The sequence below is a fragment of the Fibrisoma limi BUZ 3 genome (assembly GCF_000296815.2).
Taxonomy (GTDB): Bacteria; Bacteroidota; Bacteroidia; order Cytophagales; family Spirosomataceae; genus Fibrisoma; species Fibrisoma limi.
In genome coordinates this window covers 1,913,978-1,934,008 of record NZ_CAIT01000009.1, presented here as the reverse complement: position 1 = coordinate 1,934,008, position 20,031 = coordinate 1,913,978, and the positions used below count along the sequence as shown (strand labels likewise).

General features: G+C 51.5%; 17 protein-coding genes. 6 read left to right on the top strand and 11 right to left on the bottom strand.

Going from position 1 to position 20,031, the window contains the following annotated elements:
* Nucleotides 1-36: 36 nt before the first annotated feature.
* The 5 genes from BN8_RS27745 to BN8_RS27725 all read right to left on the bottom strand — a co-directional run bounded on the left by BN8_RS27745 (nucleotide 37) and on the right by BN8_RS27725 (nucleotide 3,040).
* On the bottom strand, nucleotides 37-471 hold the full coding sequence (locus tag BN8_RS27745) for an energy transducer TonB (protein ID WP_009285274.1): 435 nt from the start codon (nucleotides 469-471) through the stop codon (nucleotides 37-39).
* A gap of 3 nt (nucleotides 472-474) precedes the next feature.
* A complete protein-coding gene (locus tag BN8_RS27740; protein WP_009285273.1) occupies nucleotides 475-1,296 on the bottom strand; it encodes a phosphoglycerol geranylgeranyltransferase in 822 nt (273 codons plus the stop codon).
* Nucleotides 1,202-1,744, bottom strand: coding sequence for a hypothetical protein (locus BN8_RS27735; protein ID WP_009285272.1), 543 nt, complete (start codon nucleotides 1,742-1,744; stop codon nucleotides 1,202-1,204). The genes BN8_RS27740 and BN8_RS27735 overlap by 95 nt, the downstream gene beginning before the upstream one ends.
* Nucleotides 1,745-1,795: 51 nt before the next feature.
* The gene (locus BN8_RS27730; RefSeq protein ID WP_009285271.1) at nucleotides 1,796-2,248 is read right to left on the bottom strand and encodes a phage holin family protein; all 453 of its coding nucleotides are present in this window, start codon (nucleotides 2,246-2,248) and stop codon (nucleotides 1,796-1,798) included.
* Between the two features lie 405 nt (nucleotides 2,249-2,653).
* Nucleotides 2,654-3,040, bottom strand: a complete 387-nt coding sequence (locus BN8_RS27725; RefSeq protein WP_009285269.1) for a TraR/DksA family transcriptional regulator — start codon at nucleotides 3,038-3,040, stop codon at nucleotides 2,654-2,656.
* A 338-nt stretch (nucleotides 3,041-3,378) separates the two neighbouring features.
* Between BN8_RS27725 and BN8_RS27720 the strand changes: the two genes are divergently transcribed.
* From BN8_RS27720 to BN8_RS27710, 3 genes are all read left to right on the top strand, one after another.
* Nucleotides 3,379-4,653 (top strand): Glu/Leu/Phe/Val family dehydrogenase, encoded by a 1,275-nt coding sequence (locus BN8_RS27720; protein ID WP_192579096.1) that lies wholly within the window; start codon nucleotides 3,379-3,381, stop codon nucleotides 4,651-4,653.
* Nucleotides 4,654-4,761: 108 nt separating this feature from the next.
* Nucleotides 4,762-5,427 carry a phosphatidylserine decarboxylase family protein gene (locus tag BN8_RS27715; protein ID WP_009285267.1) on the top strand — a complete coding sequence of 222 codons (666 nt, stop codon included), beginning with the start codon at nucleotides 4,762-4,764 and terminating at the stop codon, nucleotides 5,425-5,427.
* Between the two features lie 143 nt (nucleotides 5,428-5,570).
* Nucleotides 5,571-7,229 carry a GMC family oxidoreductase gene (locus tag BN8_RS27710; RefSeq protein WP_009285266.1) on the top strand — a complete coding sequence of 553 codons (1,659 nt, stop codon included), beginning with the start codon at nucleotides 5,571-5,573 and terminating at the stop codon, nucleotides 7,227-7,229.
* Here BN8_RS27710 and BN8_RS27705 read toward each other — a convergent pair whose 3' ends face one another.
* From BN8_RS27705 to BN8_RS27695, 3 genes are all read right to left on the bottom strand, one after another.
* Entirely contained in the window at nucleotides 7,230-8,411 is a 1,182-nt protein-coding gene (locus BN8_RS27705; protein WP_009285265.1) for an alginate O-acetyltransferase AlgX-related protein, read from the bottom strand.
* Nucleotides 8,412-8,426: 15 nt separating this feature from the next.
* Complete coding sequence (locus tag BN8_RS27700) at nucleotides 8,427-9,869, bottom strand: MBOAT family O-acyltransferase (protein WP_009285264.1); 1,443 nt, start codon at nucleotides 9,867-9,869, stop codon at nucleotides 8,427-8,429.
* Between the two features lie 173 nt (nucleotides 9,870-10,042).
* On the bottom strand, nucleotides 10,043-11,167 hold the full coding sequence (locus BN8_RS27695) for an alginate O-acetyltransferase AlgX-related protein (protein WP_040006612.1): 1,125 nt from the start codon (nucleotides 11,165-11,167) through the stop codon (nucleotides 10,043-10,045).
* 138 nt (nucleotides 11,168-11,305) lie between these two features.
* Between BN8_RS27695 and BN8_RS27690 the strand changes: the two genes are divergently transcribed.
* Nucleotides 11,306-12,493 carry an SGNH/GDSL hydrolase family protein gene (locus BN8_RS27690; RefSeq protein ID WP_009285262.1) on the top strand — a complete coding sequence of 396 codons (1,188 nt, stop codon included), beginning with the start codon at nucleotides 11,306-11,308 and terminating at the stop codon, nucleotides 12,491-12,493.
* A gap of 53 nt (nucleotides 12,494-12,546) precedes the next feature.
* Here BN8_RS27690 and BN8_RS27685 read toward each other — a convergent pair whose 3' ends face one another.
* Together BN8_RS27685 and BN8_RS27680 are read right to left on the bottom strand one after the other, a co-directional pair.
* Nucleotides 12,547-13,182: a hypothetical protein gene (locus BN8_RS27685; RefSeq protein WP_040006949.1), complete on the bottom strand. Its 636-nt coding sequence runs from the start codon at nucleotides 13,180-13,182 to the stop codon at nucleotides 12,547-12,549.
* Nucleotides 13,183-13,223: 41 nt separating this feature from the next.
* Nucleotides 13,224-13,853, bottom strand: a complete 630-nt coding sequence (locus BN8_RS27680; RefSeq protein ID WP_040006611.1) for an MgtC/SapB family protein — start codon at nucleotides 13,851-13,853, stop codon at nucleotides 13,224-13,226.
* 155 nt (nucleotides 13,854-14,008) lie between these two features.
* Here BN8_RS27680 and uvrA point away from each other — a divergent pair, with 155 nt between their 5' ends.
* Nucleotides 14,009-16,954 (top strand): excinuclease ABC subunit UvrA, encoded by a 2,946-nt coding sequence (gene uvrA, locus BN8_RS27675; protein WP_009285259.1) that lies wholly within the window; start codon nucleotides 14,009-14,011, stop codon nucleotides 16,952-16,954.
* Between the two features lie 163 nt (nucleotides 16,955-17,117).
* Nucleotides 17,118-17,702, top strand: coding sequence for a hypothetical protein (locus BN8_RS27670; protein ID WP_009285258.1), 585 nt, complete (start codon nucleotides 17,118-17,120; stop codon nucleotides 17,700-17,702).
* 8 nt (nucleotides 17,703-17,710) lie between these two features.
* Here the strand turns inward: BN8_RS27670 and BN8_RS27665 are convergent, their stop codons facing one another.
* Entirely contained in the window at nucleotides 17,711-19,858 is a 2,148-nt protein-coding gene (locus BN8_RS27665) for an FUSC family protein (protein ID WP_009285257.1), read from the bottom strand.
* Nucleotides 19,859-20,031: the final 173 nt, after the last annotated feature.

Below are 20,031 nucleotides of genomic sequence, written 5' to 3'. Positions count from 1 at the left end.
GGAGAAAGGGGATTTCTCCCCTTCTCACTCCTTTTTTTAATTTACAAAAACTTGTACGGGCAGAACGTATAAACTGGCCACACGCTCCCCGTTTACTTCGGCAGGTCGCCAGCGCGGCATCCTCTCGATCGCGTTCAGTATGGAAGCCAGGTAATTTTGCAGACTTTGCTGCGCTTCAGCAGCCGCCGGCTTCGACGAAATTTCGACGTTTTTGACTACTCCATTTCTGCCGACAACAAACCTGACGATAATCTTACCGGGATCGTAGTTCGTTTTGGATAAGGCGCTTGGGTACTTGACATTTTTCATCAGGTACGTACTCAGAGCCCGCTTGCCCCCCGGGAACTCAGGCTGTCGCTCGACTTCGGTGTAGATTGTTTCGCCGTTTCGCTGAATGGACGTCTGACCAAACGACGGCTGTCCCAACAGAATTGCTGTACCCAGCAGCAATCCGGTAATAATTGATTTCATACGCTACGATTGCACTAATGATTGGTTAAACCCCTGCACGACCGCCGATAGCTCGGGCAGTAGATCCGGATTTTGCTCAATACCGTTCCCTACCACAACGAGGTCGGCTCCAGCCTGAAAAGCCGCATACGCTTTTTCAGCCGTATTGATACCGCCACCTACAACAATCGGCAAATCAACTACTTCCCTGACAGCCGTAATCATAGCGGGTGATACAGGCCGACGGGCTCCACTTCCAGCATCCAGGTATATTAACCGAAGACCGAGCAACTCCCCTGCCATAGCCGTACAGGCTGCTACGCTGGGTTTGTCGTACGGCAACGGCATGGTACCACTGACATACGAAACGGTCGTCTGTGCGCCCCCGTCAACGAGCATATAGCCAGTGGGCAGAATTTCAAGATTACTTTGCTTAAGCAGCGGAGCCGCAATAACGTGCTGACCAATCAGAAACTCCGGGTTACGGCCGGAAATAAGCGAAAGAAGCAAAATACCATCTGCCGATGGCTCGATGTGCAGCGGGTTGCCCGGAAAGAGGATAATCGGCGTTGCCGAATGCTGGCGTATTGTGTTAATCAGTTCCTTATGGGTATAACTGGTGATTAAACTACCGCCTACAAAAAAGAAATCGACCGGATATGTATGCGTACGGTCCAACAGGGCTATAAACGCGTCTTGCTCGACCTTATCCGGATCGAGCAAGACAGCAAACGCCTTCTGGCCTGTTTGTTTATAATTGCGTAGAGTAGTCAGCAGGTCCTGTTGGGGCCATTTCGTGATACTGCTCTTCCCGATGCTTTGGTTCTGCGGTTGGATTGATCGCATTATTATTACGGATACGGGCCAAAAGACCAGACAGCTGTTCGCGGGCAATGTTGGTCAGAACGGACGTAACCAAACCGCCAATCAGACCGCTGATAGCTGATGATTTTTGCGTCTCTTTTGCTTGCTGTTCAATTACTTTACGATGGGTTGGAGCCGACTTAACATCAGCGCTTACTCCGTCGTCGTCATATTCATAGTCATCGTCGTCTGGCTCACCGTACTTTTCGGCATACCGGTACTCATCCGACTTTGGCAAAATGGCATTTGCTATCAAATATACGGCTAATCCAACACCTGCCACAAGCGCAGCCGTTTTACCAACTTCAGTTGCATCGCCTTTGATGGCATCCACACTATTGTTGATTGATGACTTAAAGCGCTCCGTAGCAGCCATTAATTGAGCCCGGCGGGCGGTTGTGTCAGCAAAAGGTACCTTAGGGTCTTCCATGCTTTTAACAAATTAAAGTTAGTGTAAACGAATTGATGAGCGTACCGATTTTTAGCGAACCGGCTGGCTAGAAGGAGTTGTCTGGTTATAGCGATCATCGTTGCTGATGGTCGTACGGGCCTGATCCATCAGGTCCTGAACAGCCTGAGATTTATCTTCTGCTTTTTTCTCCTGGTTTTTCTTTAAAATACCGTACGCAATCGAACGGATCTTCCCTTTGAAAAAGTCTTTGGCAACGGCCCAGATAACCGTTAATACCAGAAAAAAGAGCGCGACGATCAGAAAGCCAATGTAGCGGCTGTCCGTCAATTCATTCAGGTAGGCAGCCAGGAGGCTAAATAGAAAAATTGTCGTCATTGTACCGAGTAAAGCCAGTACAATTCCATGAACTCCCACCACAACTCCTTCCTCTACTTTACCCCGCGTTTCGAGCGTAAACAACTCGATCCGGGCCTCCAGATAGCGGAATATATTTTCCCGTATTTCTTCAAGGCGTTCTAACATGACCGTATGTATTTGATTTTACCCTGCCGTATCTACAAAAAATTGTCCATTTTGTTCTGAAAAAATAGCCAGTAGTGTATTAAATGATCGTTTTTTGCGTTACACCGCCTTTTTCACCGCTAAAAAGGTATTCAAAACCTTTTTTATCGATTACTTAATAGCTCTTGATCTGACGCAACATCTGGAGCTGTAAAAAGTTAGCGATTTTTGGTAACAGGTATGTGGAAAAAACTCGCACTTTGTATGCAATAGGCGAGTTCATGAGAGATGCCAATTTGTTACGTTTTCTACCTGCCAAACAATAAAGGAGGTCCGGCGAAACGCCGGACCTCCTTTATTGTTTGGCAGGTAAACCAACCGTAGCGGCCTTTACACTACGAAATTTACCGCGTATGTACGTATTCTCTAGTTTGCCTGCCGCAGCTTGGCTTCAATGGTCTGCTGCGTATGAGGCACAGCCCGAAGTCTTTCTTTCGGAATTAGCTTACCGGTGTCTTTGCAGATGCCATACGTACCATTCTTGATGCGGACCATAGCCGCTTCCAGTTGCTGAATGAATTTTTGCAGACGGGCCGCTAACTGGCTGAGGTTTTCACGTTCGCTGGTATCTGCACCGTCTTCAAGAAGTTTTGAGTTACCCGACGTATTGTCCGTACCACTATCATTACGCTTGCTCAGCGTCTCTTTAATGTAGTTCAGCTCGCTCCGGGTAGCATCGAGCTTCTGGCTAATTAACTCTTCAAACTCCTTTAGCTCTTCCTCCGAATAGCGTTTCTTTTCTTCCTGAACCATAGCGAGTAGTCGAAAGTAGTGTAATAGTGAACGACCAAGTATATTACAAAATTAACGGAATCTTAGCGGTTTTCAATTGATTAACCGCTTACCGGCAAAATTTTTCGTTTTTTATCTAAATGCTATCACTCTATTTTTCAAACTATTATTTGGCTATGTTAATTCATTGTGAACAACAATTTGGGGTAAACTAACTGCCGGTTGGGTAATATACGGCTGGTTTGTTTTTAGATTAAATTGGGAAAAAATATACCTTTCACATTATCGTTTAGGTTTTGTTATGTTTGTAAGACACTTCATCAATAAACTTGTTTTAAGAGAGAAGTAATACTATGGCCATGGCTTATATTGAACCGGCTCCTATAAAAGATAAGGAAAATCCACTTGAGTCAATGATGTCGCGCTTCGATGCGGCAGCCCGGATGCTGGGCATCTCCGATGAGATGTATGATATTCTGAAAGTGCCCGCCCGTCAGGTTATTGTGGGCTTGCCCGTTACAATGGATAACGGTGCCATTCGGGTATTTGAAGGGTATCGCGTCATACACTCTAACATTCTTGGCCCGGCCAAAGGCGGTATCCGGCTGGACCCGGGCGTAAACCTCGACGAGGTACGGGCGCTGGCAGCCTGGATGACCTGGAAATGCGCGGTTGTTGATATTCCATATGGAGGAGCCAAGGGCGGTATCGCCTGTAACCCCCGGGAGATGTCGGCCGGCGAAATCGAACGACTCATCCGCCAGTATACGGTGGCGATGCTCGATGTTATTGGTCCCGATCGCGACATTCCGGCCCCTGACATGGGAACCGGCCCCCGCGAAATGGCCTGGATCGTTGATGAATACTCGAAATCGAAGGGCATGACCATCAACAACGTTGTGACGGGTAAACCGCTGGTGTTGGGCGGCTCGCTGGGTCGTACGGAGGCTACCGGTCGGGGCGTAACCGTTGCAGCGCTGTCGGCCATGGATAAGCTCCGCATGAACCCGTACCGGGCAACGGCGGCTATTCAGGGCTTTGGTAATGTTGGTTCTTTCGCTGCCGAACTACTTCACGAACGGGGCGTTACCGTAGTGGCTATCAGTGATATTTCGGGTGGCTACTACAACCCGAAAGGTATCGACATCACGGCGGCTATGAGCTACCGTAACGCGAACAACGGTACGCTGGACGGCTTCAGTGGAGCGGAAAAGATTACGAACGAAGAACTGCTTTCGCTGGCGGTCGATGTTCTGGTTCCTGCTGCCAAAGAAGACGTTATCACGGATGAGAACGCCGGGTCTATCCAGGCCAAGATGATTGTTGAAGGCGCAAATGGTCCTACGTCGGCCAGCGCCGATGAAATCATCAACAGCAAGGGGATTCTGGTCGTACCGGATATTCTGGCCAACGCCGGTGGGGTTACGGTTTCGTATTTCGAGTGGGTACAAAACCGCATTGGGTACAAATGGACGCTCGACCGCATCAATCGCCGGGCCGACCGGGTCATGAAAGATGCTTTTGATCGGGTGTTCGAAACGTCGCAGCGCTTCCAGGTTCCGATGCGTCTGGCAGCCTATATCGTCGCGATCGACAAGGTAGCCAGTACGTATAAGTATCGGGGTGGTTATTAACAACGGTAGTAGGTTTTCGGTTTACGGCAACAGGTTGCTTATCTTTGCCGGGTACATAACCCCCGTCAGGGTTAGTTTGCCATAAACCGAAAACCGAACCGAACATTCATGCGCTTACACCGCGAAGGGTATACGATTATGCTCACGACAGGGCTGGTTTTACTAGCCCTGAATCTTCTCGCTTACTTTTATCTGTTTTCCAGCCAACCGACTGCCATCATTGTCCTGTTAGTGGCAAGTCTGGTTCTCTTCGGGCTGGTTGTTCAGTTTTTTCGAGTTCCGAACCGCCAGTTAACCCGCGCCGAAAGCCAGGTCATTGCACCTGCGGATGGCACCATTGTCGTTATTGAAGAGACCGAGGAAAGCGAGTATTTTAAAGAACGGCGCCGTCAGATTTCCATCTTCATGTCGCCCCTGAACGTACACGTCAACCGCAATCCCGTGACCGGTATCGTTCGGTATTTCAAGTATTACCCTGGAAAATACCTGGTGGCCTGGCATCCTAAATCGAGCACTGAAAACGAACGTACCACTATTGTCATCCAACTGGCTAATGGGGTCGAGGTACTGTTGCGCCAGATCGCCGGTGCTGTAGCCCGCCGAATTGTCTGGTACGTGAAAGAGAACCAGCCCGTTGAACAGGGGACCGAACTTGGCTTTATCAAATTTGGGTCGCGCGTCGATGTATTCCTGCCTCTTGACGCCGACGTAAAGGTAAAAATTGGGGACCGTACGAAAGGGGGCGTGACAGTCCTGGCCGAGCTTCCTTCGTAGCGTACAAAAAAGCTGGTGGGTGTCGTAGGGGTGATGTCAGATTCGGAACTTGACACTACCCCTACGACACCCACCAGCTTTTTTATTTTAAATTTTTTCGCGGGAAAATTGTAATTTCATAACCGGTACATGCTCGTACAGCTATGAAATTCGACTACATCATCGTTGGAGCCGGTTCGGCGGGCTGTGTGCTGGCTAACCGGCTTTCTGCTGATCCAGCTATTTCGGTGTTAGTACTTGAAGCCGGAGGGCCAGACAAGCAACTGGAAATACACATACCGGCTGCTTATGCGAAATTACACGGCTCTGCGGTTGATTGGGCGTACTGGACAGAACCTCAGCCAGACGTAGATAACCGGAGAATGTACCAACCCCGAGGTAAAACCTTGGGTGGTTGCAGTTCAACTAACGCCATGGCCTACGTTCGCGGGCACCGACTCGACTACGACGACTGGGCTGCCCTTGGCAACACCGGCTGGGGCTATGACGATGTTTTACCGTATTTCATTCGTTCCGAACATAATGAGCAAATTGCGCAGTTAGACTCTTCCTACCATGGCCAGAATGGTCCGCTGAACGTAACGTTTGCTCAGCAATACCGCACCGTTCTGGCAACAGCGTTTGTTACTGCTTGCGAACAAACGGGCATACGGCGCAATCCTGATTACAACGGCGCGGAACAGCAAGGAGCCGGTTATTTCCAGTTTACGATCAAAAACGGACGGCGGCACAGTGCGGCTACGGCTTTTCTAAAACCGGCGCTGAATCGCCCAAACCTAAAAGTCGTTACGCATGCCCACACTCGCCGGGTTATTATCCAAAACGGCCGGGCAACGGGTGTTGAGTTTTTGACGGGTAAAAACACGACCGAAACGGCCGAAGCCCGGCGGGAGGTGATATTATCGGCCGGAGCGTTTAATTCGCCCCAGATTCTGATGCTGTCGGGAATTGGCCCCGCCGATACGTTACGGCAACAAGGCATCGACGTTGTCCGGGATTTACCGGGCGTTGGCCAGAATTTACAGGATCATCTGTTTACCGGCGTTAGCAGCTTGTGTACACAACCCGTTTCGAGCAATTCGGTGCTGAAGCCTCTTAACCAGTTTAAGGCCTTAGCGCAGTATGTGCTTTCCAAAAAAGGCCCCATGACGATCAGTCCGCTGGAAGCGAACGCCTTTATTAAACTTGATCCGGCTGCGGATCGCCCAAACATACAATTCCAGTTTGCGCCAATTCACCTGGGCGATGATTACACGGGCGACATGTATGATATAACTACCTACCCGACAACAGACGGCTATACAATTCTACCGACGCTGTTGAAACCGAAAAGCGTGGGGTACGTAAGCATTCGGTCCGCTAATCCACTCGACGCTCCTATAATCGATCCGCGATACCTGTCGCACGACGATGACCAGCGAGTGCTGGTCGAAGGCGTAAAAAAAGCGGTGGAGGTGATGCAGGCCGAGCCTTTTGGTTCGTATTGCCAACGCTTACAAACCCCACCTGACCGGAGTTCTGATGAAGCCATTCTGGTCCATATTCGTAAGCAGTTGGAAACCGTATACCATCCCGTAGGCACCTGCAAGATGGGTTCGGCCGATCCGATGGCCGTGGTTGACCCTGAGCTACGGGTCCGGGGCATCGATGGTCTGCGGGTGGTCGATGCATCGATCATGCCCACTATCGTATCGGGCAACACTAACGCGCCAGTGATTATGATTGGCGAAAAAGCGGCCGATCTCATTCTCGGTCGTCAGCCAGCCTCGGCCGCATCCGCGTCGTGGTCGCGGGCTAATTAATCAGAACAAGGCCAGTTTTTCCAAATCGCGCTCCACAATTTCAAGTACGACAATATCTGGTTTTTCAGCGTTGACGAGCTCGGCGTCGAACGTAGTCTGGTAGACGTGGTACGTCTGACTGAAATAGCCGGGTAAAAATTTGATCAGGTTGTGGCTGAATGAGTCACCGAACAGCAACAGGCGGGGAGCCTCCTGGTCGGGTCCGGCGTAACGGCCAGACGGCAGGTAGTGTCCCGGCATGTCATATTCAGCCAGTCGCTGCGCCTTTCGATCGGGCGTCACCTCAACTGTGTATTTGAACGTATCATGCAAGCGGCTCTGTAGAGCAAGCATCAGAGCCAGGTCCCCGTATCCACCCGCCTGTCGGTGGATATGGTATGCAGAAGGTTTCGGTATCGACGGTACGTCTCTTCGCATACGATCCACGAGGCTTACGCAACCAATCAGGGCACCGGGTTCATTCCAGTGGGTGTCGGTTTGATAATAGACCTGGTATTGTTTCTTAGCCTGCATCAACGTATCACGCAAATCGATCAGGGGCAGCGTTCCATGCTGACGAATACGGGTTGTAAGCCGGTCGAGCGACGACGGATCCTGCACCCCTGACCGCAACTCGTCCGGCAGGTATTCGGGGTAAATGGTGTGGGAATCCGGCGCAATCAGTACGTAGAAGCGGATGCCCAGTCGCTTTAATTCCTGTTGCCGTGCCAGTAATTTCTGTTCAATTTGTTGTAGCGCGTCGTCCGACAGATTAACAAACCCCCGGTGCTGATCAATAACGCGGTTGTAGCTATTTCCAACAAACAACCAGCCGCCTTTCCCAATTACTACTTTTTCGGGCAGGGGCGATGTATGCAGGACATCATATTTCCACGTACTGTACTCGTAAAACAGGGCGTTCCGAAAGCCGAAACTTTCCTTACAGTACTGATCCAGTTCATGAATGAACGTTAGGATGTGCGGGTAGTGGAATGTGGGAAATGGTGTAAGCCGACGATTTTCCGTACTCTGAAAGTTGGCTGTTAACCCCATCCAGCGTTCAGCGGTCGGCAGGGCCAGCAGCAAACCAAATCCGAACGCCAGCAGCCACGTTCGTATGGATCGGTTAATACCTCTCCCCTTCTGCACAGCACTCAGCGTTACTGGTGTCTGTTCTTCATACTGTGTCGGTGCGGCAGCCATTTGAGAGGAAAATGGTTAAAATCGGAAGTAGATGAACGGATTGTACGTATCAGCAGCCAGGTACATTACGGCCATGATAAACAGCCCAAACAGGCTCATGACGTAGATCAGATCCAGCGTATAACGAGCGGCCGATACCACCAGCCGGGCCTGCAACCGCTGCCAGACCTGCTGAAAACGGTGGTAGACGGGGGTAGCCAGCACGATTCCCAACACCAACGTTGCCAGCACTTCGGCATTCAGGAAATACGATAATGGGTAAGCCATAACAACCGGTGCGGGCGTCAACCCAAACATTGTTTGCAGGTACGTTATGGCCGAGGTCAGATCGGCAGCCCGGAAAAACACCCAGCCGATCATCACCACCAGCAGGGTGTAAGCGTGAGCGATGGGGGGCCAGGTCCGTTCCAGCCGCTTGCCCAGGCCAGCACGTTCGACAAGCAGAAACGCACCGTGATAGAGGCCCCAGATGATAAAGTTCCAACTGGCACCATGCCACAGACCCGTTACGAAGAACACAATCAGCAGGTTGCGATACGTCCGAAGCTTGCTGGCCCGGTTGCCACCCAGCGGAATGTACAGGTAATCGCGGAACCAGCTCGACAACGAGATATGCCAGCGACGCCAGAAATCCTGAATAGAACGGGAAATGTATGGGTAGTTGAAGTTCTCTTTAAAATCAAACCCGACCATCTTACCAAGCCCGATGGCCATATCGGAATAGCCCGAAAAATCGAAGTAAATCTGGAGTGTATACGCAATGATACCCAGCCAGGCCGTAGCGGCCGTATAACTATCGGACGGAGCGTTGAAAATGGTATCAGCAACGCTGGCGAACGTATTAGCCAACAGAATTTTTTTGGCCAGACCAATGATAAACCGTTCGGCACCGACACCAAACTTTTCGATGGACACGGGGCGGTCGGCCAACTCAGGGGCAATATCGGCGTAGCGAACGATGGGACCGGCAATCTGGTGCGGAAACATGGCCACGTAGGTACCAAAGTCCAGAAAACTTTTGTTAGCCCGGATACGTCCCCAGTACACGTCGAGGGTATACGAGATACCCTGGAAGGTATAAAAGCTGATCCCGATTGGCAAGGCTATCTGCGCCAGTTGCATACTATCCGCTCCCGACAGACCCAGCACCTGAATGGTTCCCCGTACGGAATCAACCAGAAAATTGGTGTATTTATAGTAAAACAGCAGCGACAGACTACCTACCAGCGATAATCCCAAGCCGGCTTTCCGGCGACCGCGCTCAATAAGCCAGCCCGCTGCAAAGTTGATAAAAGCCGATAACAACAGAATCAGCACGACTGGCCCCTCACCCCAGGCATAAAAAATCAGGCTGGCACCGAACAAAAACGCGTTTCGCCAGCGATGTGGCAAGGGGTAATAAAGCAGCAGAAAGAGCGGCAGAAAGAAAAAGAGAAATGTCGCTGAGCTAAACAGCATAATTATAGCAAATGGTCTTACAACTGATTTTCTGTAAAGTACGCTTATTCTGCTTCTATACAAAAATGGGGCAGTAGTGTCATAATTCGTCCCTTATTACAATTTCTCATTATTTTAATCATAAATTAATCTTGGCGGGTAGATAATTACGCGCTTGCTGATGAGCAACCTGCTTAAAAACGAGCTAGCCAATCGAGATTTCGCTCTACAATTTCAATCACCACTACATCCGGCTTTTCGGCCCTAATTAAGGCCGGATCGAGCCGACTGGTGCGAACGAAATAGGATTCGCCAAAGTAGCCGGGCATAAACTGGGTCATGCTGTGGCTGAACGAATCGCCGATGAGCAATAGCCGGGGGCGTCTGGGGTCCGGGCCGATGAAACGGAGCGACGGGAAGCCCGACCGGGCCGGGCCGGTGACGGTATCCGGTACGGTGGCCGTTTGCCGGCCCGTTAAAAACGGAGCGGGTTTTATGTCGTAGAAAACGCGGTCTTTTACCTCTTTTTCGAGTGTCAGCATCTGCACCAGATCGCCCCCGCCACCGCTCATGGAGGTGATGCGAAAATCGGCTTTGCGCACAGGGGGGATTGTTGGTACATCCTGCCGAATCCGCTCGATCAGGGCCGCGCAGCCTACCAGCGTTCCGTAATCATTCCAGTGCGTATCGGTCCGGTAATACACTTCGTACTGCTGCCGGCTACGCATCAACGTATCGCGCACATCGACCAGCGGCAACGACGAATGCTGCGTTGCGTACTGCTTGAATACGTCGAGTCGCGAGGGGCGATCTGATACCCGCAGGTGATCCGGCAGGTATTCCGGATAAATCGTGTGCGAATCGGGGGCGATGAATACATACAGTTTGATACCTCGCTGGGCCAGTTGCTGCTGGTGTTCTACGAGCCGCTGGGTGATGATCCGGGCCGAATCGACCGAGAGCGGCATCAACCCCTGGTGCTGCTGCACTACGTTGTTATAGCTGTTACCCAGGTAAAACCAGCCGTTACGACCAACTACGACTTTTTCGGGCAGGGGCGACGTGCCCAGACCGTAATATTTCCAGCGACTGTAAACAAAAAACAGGAAATTTCGCCATCCGAAGTTTTCTTTGAAATACCGATCGAACTGACTGACGTACGTACCAACGTGCGGAAAGTGAAACGTTGGTCTTTCGCTCAACCGACGATTTTCATTTCCGGCGAAGCGGTCCGACAGATGAAACAGGTTGTCCAGTGTCGGCAGTATCAGCATCAGGGCAAAACCAATCGCTAATGAGTAAAAGCGAACTCTCTTCATACAGTAGTGCTGATCATACGGTGTCGGCCTGGGAAAGATGATTATCCAGTACCAACTGCTACACAGCAAACAGCCGTATGGGTAGACGTCAGCAAAATTAAGCATCCTCGCCAACAACTTTCGACTTGTTCCGATTATATGCTCGTAAACCTACTGTTCTATAGTACGCTACGGATGGAAACCGTGTTAGACAGCCAGCTTGTCAATGGCTTGATACCGTGGGTTATTGACGCAAAAATTTGGCACACTTTTGGCGCTATGCTCGGCTGGACCTTAGTTGCTTTTGTTTTGGATAAGCTTTTGTATCGTTATACGGTCGGCCGAATAGGTGTTCGCTATTTTTTCACCTGTCTGCTCGTGCTGTGTTTCTGGCAATCTGGTTGCGCTCAACTGGAAACTATCGGGCGTGTACAGGACGTTAAAAAGCCGGTTAAATCAGCCTGCGAACCCAATTGCCTTTCCATTGCCATTCAACGCCTACAACCGCCTAAGCTTCCTCCGCAGGGCCTTCCCAAGCCCAGCTTTGAGCCACAGGGAGGCAAGATCGCCTATGGTACCAACGTTCGTCTGTCGGCCTCATCAATGCCCGTAGGCGCCGTACTGGAATACTCGTATGATAACGGCAAGACCTGGACAGAAGGCAATCAGATGGCGGCTGTTACCAAAACGCCCGTTCTGGCCCGCACTCGAATCAACGAGCTGGTATCACAAACGACGCAGGCCACGTTTTCGCCCTATTTCCAGCGTATGTTCGTGGTCGGCAACAGCATCATGAACCACGCCCCGGCACCTAATCTGGGCTGGTTTAATTTCAACGGCATGGCGGCTTCTGCGCTCGATAAAGATTTTGTTCATCTGCTCGATAAGCAGTTGACCAACATCCACCCGCAGGCAACATTCAGACTACAATCGGGGGGTGGGTTCGAACGGAATTTTGTTTCGTACAACCTCGACGAATTCAATGCGCCGTTGCAGGAATTCAAGCCCGACCTGATCGTTGTCCGGATTGGCGAGAATGTCAACGAGGGTGACGTCAATGGGACCAATTTCGAACAGGCGTTTGAGCGCCTGCTTAACCGGCTGGTGCAATTCTCCGGCCCGGCTAAAGTCGTCTGTACAACCAGCGTCTGGAACCGGCCACGCACCAACCAGTCTATCCGCAACGTAGTGGCCAGGAAAGGGTATGCACTGGCTGAAGTCAGCGTGATCGAGGGGAAAGGCCAATATTTTGCCAGCCAGTACGCCGACCCCGGCGTGGCGGCTCACCCTAACGACGCGGGCATGCAGGTCATAGCTGATTTGGTCTGGGAACAGATTCAGAAATAAAACGCAAAACGCCAGCCGGTCCGGCTGGCGTTTTGCGTTTAGATGCGTTTCGCTTAGAAGAACGACAACCGAAGCACAAACGGGCTACCATAAATAGCCTGCGACAATGACTGATTCTGGTTATAATTCAGGTTGTACAGCGCCGTGAGGTTGATACCGAACCGGCGCGAAATTGGCTGCGAATACGTCAGGCCAAGCAACGGAGCCGTCAGGCCGTAGCTGGCTTTACGGCCGGTTTGATTTTCCGTTACCTGAATAGTCGTGGTTTCTACCTCGCCGTGAGCATATAGATTTGGCAGAATAGCCGGAATCATCTCAAACATCGCAAAGCCACGCCCTCCAAACTGATTGTATGTTTCGAGAGGCACCGTAGTACCCGACGTCGTATAGCCTTTATAGCGGGTGTAGTTATACGTACCACCGACGCCGACCAGCAGCCGTTCGGTAGCCTGGTAGGCTACGACTGGCGACACACCCAGGCTGAACGGATTTCCGAACCGGAAGCCGTTGATGCCTCCCCCAAAGCGTAGTCGCTGGCCAAAGGGCAACGGACGGCCTTCAGGCGTTTGCGTCCGGAGCGGGTCTTTCCCCTGATCCCGGCGGTCTTCAGGGTCTTCGGTCAACTGCCCGAATGCAACGCTGCTACTCAGCAGTGCGGTGAGTAACATTAGTTTTCCGATATGATTCATGGTTGTTTGTACAAAATTGAAAATCATTTACAGTAACGAATTTAGAAGGTGAATTCTTTTACGTCCGGGTCATTCAACAGTCGCCTGATGCACTTTTCGTGGTTCTTTTCAGAGCCCTCTACGTGCCAGTGGCCAATCATCTCCGTACCAATCCGTTGTTGCTGGCGCCGGGTTGGCGACAGGCCACATTCTTCAAAAAACTTTTCGTACTGAATCAGCGTCTTATTACGAAACTGCGTCACAATTTTATAATCGCGGCTTTGGTTCACCCTGCTGATCCGGCGCGAAAATCCGCTAAGCAACAGCAACGCGCCCATGATCACGACGAAGCCAATGAGGGCAATGTCGTACTGGCCTCCGCCCAGGCACATCCCAAGCGCCGATACAGCCCAGATGGTGGCGGCCGTTGTTAATCCTTTGACCCGGTTCGCTTCACGATAGATAATACCAGCGCCCAGAAAGCCGATGCCGTTAACGATATTGGCCGCAATCCGGTCGCCACTGCCGCCAATACGCCCGGAGGCCAGCGTAAACAAAGTCGACCCGACGCAGATCATGATCGTTGTCCGAAATCCGGCCGCTTTGCCGTTATATTCACGTTCGGCCCCAATCAGTCCGCCAACCAACAGTGCGGCAACCAATCGGATAATATCTTCTTCGGCGAAATCCATACTCATCGACAGTGTTGTTGCCACGGATTACGCAGTTGGCTGACTACGTGCTTGTTTGTTAATTCTGTGTAATCCTTAGCAATCATCCTCGTGTATAGAAACCAACTTTCAATCAAAACCGTTAGAACTTAGATAGAGTTTGCTAACGAACCGGAATGATTCAGACCACGGAAACCGAGAACCTACGTTCCGTTGACTACCTCGACCCCAAGCAGTTTATTATCATTAAGGGGGCGAAAGTACATAATCTTAAAAATATTGACGTTGCCATTCCCCGCAACCAGTTGGTCGTACTGACCGGTCTGTCGGGGTCGGGCAAATCGTCGCTGGCGTTCGATACGTTGTTTGCCGAAGGGCAGCGGATGTACGTCGAAAGCCTGAGCAGCTACGCCCGGCAGTTTCTGGGCCGGATGGAAAAACCCGAGGTTGAGTACATCAAGGGGGTTTCGCCGGCCATTGCCATCGAACAGAAAGTAACGACCCGCAACCCCCGGTCAACGGTTGGAACCTCCACCGAAATTTATGACTACCTCAAGCTGCTGTTTGCGCGGGCGGGCGTTACGTATTCACCCATATCGGGCGGAGAAGTAAAGAAAGACACCGTTACCGATGTCGTTAACTTCATCTTCCAGCACCAGCCCGAGCCGGATGGTTCATCGCAGCGGGTCATGATCATGGCTCCGCTGATTATCCACCCCGGCCGGACCCTCGACTATGAATTGAAGATTCTGTTGCAGAAGGGCTACACCCGGATTGTTGCTGATGGCGGTCCGACGGGTCGGCAGGTGGTTCAGATTGAGGAGTTGCTGGAGCATCCGCAGGAGCAGATCAACGCGCTGGCTTCCGGCGCTACGCTCGAAATCCTGATTGACCGCGGCACCGTACTGTTCGACGATTCCGGCCAGCCCGATGAGGATACGCAGTACCGCTTTTCGGACTCAGTGCAGACCGCCTTCAACGAGGGCGACAACATCTGCCGGGTCGATGTGGTCGGGCGGTCCGGCGGTCCGGCAGAATCACGAACGTTCTCCGATAAGTTTGAACTGGACGGCATTGCCTTCGAAGAGCCGAGTGTCAATCTCTTTACCTTCAACAACCCATACGGCGCGTGCCGCCGATGCGATGGCTTCGGCAAAGTGCTGGGTATCGACCCGGACCTGGTTATCCCCGACAAGAACTTATCGGTGTTTGAGGGAGCCATTATGCCGTGGCGGAGTGAGAAGATGAGTGAGGAGTTTTTGAAACCCCTGCTCAAAAACGGCATTCGTTTCGACTTTCCCATTCACCGGCCCTATAAAGACCTGACGCCAGAGCAGCAGGAGCTACTCTGGACAGGCAATCAATACTTCAACGGTCTCAACGCATTTTTTGAGTTTGTTGAGAGCCAGACGTTCAAGGTGCAGTACCGGGTGATGCTGTCGCGCTACCGGGGCAAAACGACCTGCCCGGAATGCCGGGGGTCGCGACTTCGCAAAGACGCTAGCTACGTGAAGGTGGCCGGTAAGTCGATTACGGATCTGGTGCTGATGCCGATCACACAGGTGGGCGCTTTCTTCCGATCGCTGGAACTGCCCGCTCACCAGCAGCAGGTTGCCAACCGCATTCTGGTCGAAATCCGGAACCGGCTCGATTACATGGAGCGCGTGGGCCTGGGGTACCTGACCCTGAATCGACTGACCAACTCGCTGTCGGGGGGTGAATACCAGCGAATCAAGCTGGCGACCTCGCTCGGCTCGGCACTGGTAGGGTCCATGTATATTCTCGACGAACCAAGCATCGGCCTGCACCCCCGCGATACACAACGGCTGGTCAGCGTCTTGGAATCACTCCGCGATATGGGTAATACCGTGATCGTAGTTGAACACGAAGAGGAAGTTATGCGAGCTGCCGACCAACTCATCGATATTGGCCCCGATGCGGGCATAAATGGCGGCCAGTTAGTGTTTCAGGGCACGTGGGATGATATTGCGCAGGGAGCAGGGCATGGGGCAAAGGGTAATGATAACGGTAGCGAGGCCCTACGCTCCCACACTATTGACTTCCTGACTGGTGCTGAAACAATTCCGGTGCCGAAGTTCCGGCGGACAGCCACTAATTTTCTGGAGCTGAAAGGCGCTCGGGAAAACAACCTCAAGAACGTTGATGTCCGCATCCCGCTCAACACGCTTACGGTCGTGACGGGCGTTTCGGGCTCGGGCAAAAGTACGCTGATCCGGAAAGTGCTGTTCCCGGCACTCTGCCGTCTGAAAGGCGACGCGGCCGAGGAAGCAGGCAAGTACGACTCGCTGGAGGGTAGCGTTGATCGGATCGCGGCTGTGGAAATGATTGACCAGAATCCCATTGGCAAATCCAGCCGGTCGAACCCTGTTACGTACATCAAAGCGTATGACTACCTCCGCCAGGTGATGGCCGATCAGCAGATAGCGAAGGCACGTGGCTACAAACCGTCGCACTTCTCATTCAACGTAGATGGAGGGCGCTGTGAGGTCTGTCAGGGCGAGGGCGAAGTAAAGATCGAGATGCAGTTCATGGCCGATATTTACCTTAAATGCGAGGGTTGTAACGGCAAACGCTTCAAGCAGGAAGTGCTGGAAGTGACCCTGCACGACAAGAACGTATCGGATATTCTGGATATGACTGTCGACGAAGCGATCGAGTTCTTCCGCAAAGCCGAACCTAAGATGGCCGATAAACTGATGCCGCTCCAGGAAGTGGGATTGGGCTATATTGGGTTGGGCCAATCGGCGAATACGCTTTCGGGTGGGGAAGCCCAGCGGGTGAAGCTGGCGTCGTTTCTGAGTAAGGGCAATCCAAACAAGGGACAGACACTGTTCATTTTCGACGAACCCACCACCGGCCTGCACTTCCACGACATCCGTAAGCTGCTGAAAGCCATAAACGCGCTGGTCGATCAGGGTGACTCGGTGCTCATTATTGAGCATAATACGGAAGTTATCAAATCCGCCGACCACATCATCGATCTCGGCCCGGAAGGTGGCGAAGCGGGCGGCTACGTAACCTTTACCGGTACGCCCGAGCAGATGGTAGAGCTACCAGAAGGCCAGAATTACACGGCTGATTTCCTGCGTGGGAAGGTGTAATTCGCTTCTATAAGTATTACTTGTGCACCCCGGTAGAGAATAAATTCTTCTGCCGGGGTTTATTTTTAAAAGCCCGTTTACCTGGTCCATATCCGAAAACTCAAAAGTGCAGATGATGAGTACGGTCGTTTAGTATTTTGGCTGTCAAACTCTTACCGGCTCCATGCGACACCGTCTATCTGCATTCTTCTATCGGATTGCCTCCTGGCAGACTCTACTGGTATCCCTTGTTTTATACGCGCTGTTTCCGGGCTATATCCTGAAAAACATAGAAACGCAACTCAATCTATACGCCAGAAAGGCCATTGGACCGCTCGACTTGCTGATTTTTAATGGAAATCCGTCCGTGATTGAGCAGATGATCGCTCAGTATGGCGCGGAAGGTCGTGCTTACTACGCCCAAGCCGAACTGACAGCCGACTTGGCTTATCCGATCGTGTACACCTTTTTGCTTTGTATCGTCCTCTCACTGGTATTCCGACAAACGTCAGCATCGCCTTCCAGCTTGATTAACCTGCTGCCGCTGGTTGTTTGGGCTATTGACATGCTCGAAAACGCTTGCGTTGTCGTTTTACTTAATACCTACCCTCACCTATCACCTCTGGTCGTGACTATGTGTCTGGTTTGTACTAATCTGAAATGGATTGCCTTTTTTACGATCATCGCTACGATTCTGTACGGGTTAGTACGGTTGGCGATACGCAGGCTCACCAAGTCGCGCCGACAGCAGGAAATCAAACCGGTGTAAAAGACTCATCACACAAGAATGGTATCGGTTAGTCGACCGATATCGTAGCTGACGCGTTGAATAAATTCAAGCTGGCTTTTAAGCAATGGATCATTTGTCGGTTTTGATAGGTAATCTTTGTGCTCCAACTCGATCGCTGAGCTGTCGGAAAGCGAAGCCTCCACGGATGACCCCAGCTTACGCAGGCTTTCTTCCAGCGCTACGATTGCCCGCCGAACCAGCCGTAGTAGTTCTTCCGAGTGTCCTATCAACGTTTGTTCGGTCAGTAGGGTCGAGGCAATCGTAGCCACATTAGCAGACAGAATGTGATTCAGCACCACAAATTCATTCACTTCGTTCTGGTGCCATTGCTTGCTGCGAGGCTCTGACGTCATGCGCTGGAAAGCCGCCGAAAGATTAGCAGAACTGACGTACACATCTTTCCTGGCCAGTTTATACTCCGTTTCGGTAATGGTACGCCCCGATAACCCGTCGGCCAGGATGCGCAGGTAATTCAGGTTTGCCTTCAGAACATCGCGCAGAAACTCTTTCAATTGCTGCGACTCCCAGCGAGGGAACAGGAAATAGCTGGCCGCAAAGGCAATGGCTGACCCGATCAGCGTATCCAGAACACGTTCTTCGACAATGCGGAGACCGCCCATTCCCAGTAACGTAAACAGGATCAGTATGTAAGGCGTCATTAGTACTACCATTACGATGTAGTTAGTCCGCTGAAAACTGAACGTACCAATCATCAGCACCAGCATGATCAGGAACAGTACGGTCTGGTTCGATATGGTCAATAACACTGCCACGCCGATGGCACCACCCGCCAGCGTTCCCATCAGACGCTCGTAGTTGCGCTGTTTGGACAAACTAAACCCCGGTTTGAGGATAACCGTAATCGTCAATAGAATCCAGTAGCTGTGCGTACCGTAGTCTGACAACTTAGCGATTATGAACCCCACCAGACACGCCAGGCTCATCCGAACCGAATGCCGAAAGATGGAAGAAGTAAGCGTAAGATTATTGCGAATCGTTGTTACGCTTACGGTCTGGTGAGTGATAAACCGATCATACTCCAGGTCATAATCATCCGGCTGTGTATCAATTGAACGGGTAGTGTAGCGAAGGATACTACTCAACCGCTGATCTACGTTCCGCAGACTGACCAGAATTTTTTTCAGCACCAGGGTATGGCTGTCTTTAGCGGTTGCTTCAATAGTATCCACCTTACCCTTCAACCGTTCCAGATCACGGCCCAGATCCAGCCGGGACTGCCGCGGTCGGTTAGCCTGAACGGCCAGACCGACGTAATCCATCTCGATTGCAATACGGTGAATGATCCGGGAAATATCGTCCAGGATACCGGTTGCCCCAAACCGTTCGCGCAAGTCGGCGTAATCGTAGTAAAAAGCAACAATCTGCTCATACAAGTCCATTACGTCCACAAACGTCAGTACCAGGCGTCGACCCGTGGGGGTTGATTCCTGCACGATCTGGCGGCTTTTGAAAAGCAACTCCCGAACAGCGTCCTGCTTTTCGCTAACGACCACCTGCTGGGCAAACAGCTTTTTATAATCTTCGTCCAGGCTGGTCTGTACGGAATAAAAGTCAGCTTTTATAGACAAAAGTTTGGCAATCTCGTGGATGCACTCACCAAGTGCCTGCTGCGAAGCCCGGTAGGGTAGCACTTGAAAAAACGATAGGCTGATCAGCATGTACCATAGCCCACCGGCCAGGACCAATGCGCCAAAACGCCACACAGCTATAAAGCTCAGGGGACGGTCCATGACCAGAATCATGATGAGCAAAGCCGCCGTACCGATGGCCGTAGCTCGGGTGCCATACACGCCGAGCATGGACAACATGAAGCTTAGCAGCAGAATCTCAGCCCCCAACACCCAGGTGTTCATTCGGGCAAAGCCCGTTATAATGGCCACCAACGCAGCCATCAGGCAACAAACAAGCATGGCATTTCGCTTGTGCGTAACGGGCCCCGGCGAGTCGACAATACTTACACTCAAAGCGCCCAGCGAAATTGTCAGGCCGATATCAAACAGCCCAAACTGCGACAGCACCATGGCTGGTATCAGGATCGCCAGCGTAATACGTACCCCATCGGAAAAATGCTGTCCGAATAAAAAATAGCGAATTTTCCGTAGTTGCTCTTTCATACCGACAATATAACCAGAACCCCAGACGAGGGGTGTCCATCTACTCAAAACCTATTTCAGACCGCCTTTGTGCCGCTGAACAACGGGCTTTTGTTCCATACTTAACCCTATACGGATATGACCAGAAATTAATCTATTTTCGCGGTTGATTTTTCCGTCATTCATGCCCAGTT